2 protein-coding genes, 1 tRNA gene and 1 pseudogene are annotated in these 1,985 nt (G+C 73.5%); 3 read left to right on the plus strand and 1 reads right to left on the minus strand.

Annotated features, from left to right (window positions below):
• Positions 1-426, plus strand: a pseudogene (locus QOL99_RS16155) (butyrate kinase); the annotation flags it as partial.
• Between the two features lies 1 nt (position 427).
• Positions 428-808 carry a hypothetical protein gene (locus QOL99_RS16160; RefSeq protein ID WP_285525322.1) on the plus strand — a complete coding sequence of 127 codons (381 nt, stop codon included), beginning with the start codon at positions 428-430 and terminating at the stop codon, positions 806-808.
• A 146-nt stretch (positions 809-954) separates the two neighbouring features.
• Here QOL99_RS16160 and QOL99_RS16165 read toward each other — a convergent pair.
• Positions 955-1,031, minus strand: a tRNA-Met gene (locus tag QOL99_RS16165).
• A 152-nt stretch (positions 1,032-1,183) separates the two neighbouring features.
• Here QOL99_RS16165 and fni point away from each other — a divergent pair.
• The coding region (fni, locus tag QOL99_RS16170; RefSeq protein ID WP_285525327.1) for a type 2 isopentenyl-diphosphate Delta-isomerase at positions 1,184-1,985 on the plus strand (802 nt) is incomplete at its 3' end.

A 1,985-nucleotide genomic window follows, 5' to 3' on the forward strand; every position in this document is an offset into this window, starting at 1 on the left:
GCGCCGGCCCTGCTGCGGCTGGCCGGGGGCCACCGCCCGGACGAGGTGCTGGCCCGGCTCGCCTCCGGCAGCGGATTCCTGGCCCTGACGGGCAGCGCCGACCTGCGCGACCTCGAAACCCGCGCCCAGGAGGACCCTGGCGTGCAGGCGGCGGCCTCGGCGCTGGTGCATCAGGCGTGCAAGGCGGTCGGCGAGCAGTGCGGGGCGCTGTCCGCGCGGCCCGACGCGCTGGCGCTGACGGGCGGCGTGGCCCGCTGGGAGGCCCTGGTCGACCGCATCGAGCGCCGCCTGAGCTGGATTGCCCCCGTGATCGTGGTGCCCGGCGAACTTGAACTCGAGGCTCTGGCCGAGGGCGCGGGCCGGGTGCTGCTGGGGCTGGAGCCCCCCCGCGAGTGGTCCCCGCCCCGCGCCGAGGCGCCCGCCTGAGATGGCCCGCCGCCGACCGTCCCGTTCTGGAATGGCCCCCGAGCCCATCCGCGCCACGAGCATGTGGCGGGTGGACCAGGTGTTTCTGGCCCGCCGGGGTCAGCGCCTCGAGGTGACCTGCTCGCTCGTGAACGACCGGGGTGGGCTGCGTAACCTGCGGGTGGTGGCCCCCACCAACGACCCCGGGGACGCCCTGCGCCACGCCGCCCATTTCGTCGCCGGGCAGGGCAACGTCAGCACCGCCCGCGAGGTCCGGGTGCGCTGGACCCGCGAGCAGACCACCACCCTGCAAGACGAGCTGATTCGTGACCGCGTGCTGGAGGACGTGTTTGGCGACGCCTTCGAGGACACCTTGCAGGAGGTCCGCGACCGGATGCGCTGAGAGTCGTGGGCGCGTTCGGCGGAGCCTTGAGTGTCACCCGGAGCGGTGGAAGGAACGCTGCTCTCTGCGAAAGCATTGGCCTCGCCCTCCCGCCGCCGCGTGTCTGCACAATGAACCGCTCCCACCGGGGTGGGGGCGGTTCTCTTTGGTTGCAGGGACAGGATTTGAACCTGTGACCTCCGGGTTATGAGCCCGACGAGCTACCAGACTGCTCTACCCTGCGCCATTCTCGCGGCCTTCTGAACCTCGGTTCTTCCGGCGCTCAGGAATAGTAGCGCCGAACCTCCAACCTGTCAACACGTGTGGGCGGCCCGACCGTCCCGGCTGGCCCCTCCCCGGTAGGCTGGCCGGGTGACCGACTCCGGGGACATCCAGATGCGCAAGCTGCGCCACCTCGACGCCTGCTTGCGCCCCGAGAGCCAGTATGCGGGGGTGTCTACCGGGCTGGAGAGGGTGCCCTGGCCTTACCGGGCGCTGCCGGAACTGGACCTGGGGGGGGTGGACCTCACGACCTCCTTCCTGGGGCGCTCCCTCGCCGCGCCCGTGCTGATCGGCGCGATGACGGGCGGGGCCGAGCGGGCGGCGACCATCAACCGCACCCTCGCGCGGGCGGCCTCGCGGCTGGGGCTGGGGATGATGCTGGGGTCGCAGCGCGTGATGCTGGAGCGCCCGGAGGCGGCGGCCAGTTTTCAGGTGCGGGACGTGGCCCCCGACCTCCTGCTCGTCGGGAATCTGGGGGCGGCGCAGTTCGGGCTGGGGTACGGGGCCGCCGAGGCGATCCGGGCCGTGCGCGAGGTGGGAGCCGACGCCCTCGCCATTCACGTCAACCCCTTGCAGGAGGCGATGCAGGAGGGGGGCGATACCCGCTGGGCGGGGCTGGCGGCGCGGCTGACGGAGGTGGTGCCGGAGCTGCCCTTCCCTGTGGTGCTCAAGGAGGTCGGGCACGGGCTGGACGCGGCGACGGTCCGGGCGGTGCGTGGGGCCGGATTTGCCGCCTACGACGTGGCCGGGGCCGGGGGCACGAGCTGGGCGCGGGTCGAGCAACTCGTGCGCTTCGGGGAGGTGCGCTCGCCGGACCTGTGCGAGCTGGGGGTCCCCACCGCGCGGGCGCTGCTGGAGGCCCGCCGGGAGGCACCGGGCACGCCGCTGATCGCGTCCGGCGGCATCCGCACGGGCC

Source organism: Deinococcus rhizophilus, assembly GCF_030271215.1.
Lineage (GTDB): Bacteria > Deinococcota > Deinococci > Deinococcales > Deinococcaceae > Deinococcus > Deinococcus rhizophilus.

Excerpts from the sequence above, each read along its gene's own strand:
- QOL99_RS16160 (WP_285525322.1), top strand. The coding sequence starts at position 428 with ATGGCCCGCCGCCGACCGTCCCGTTCTGGAATGGCCCCCGAGCCCATC.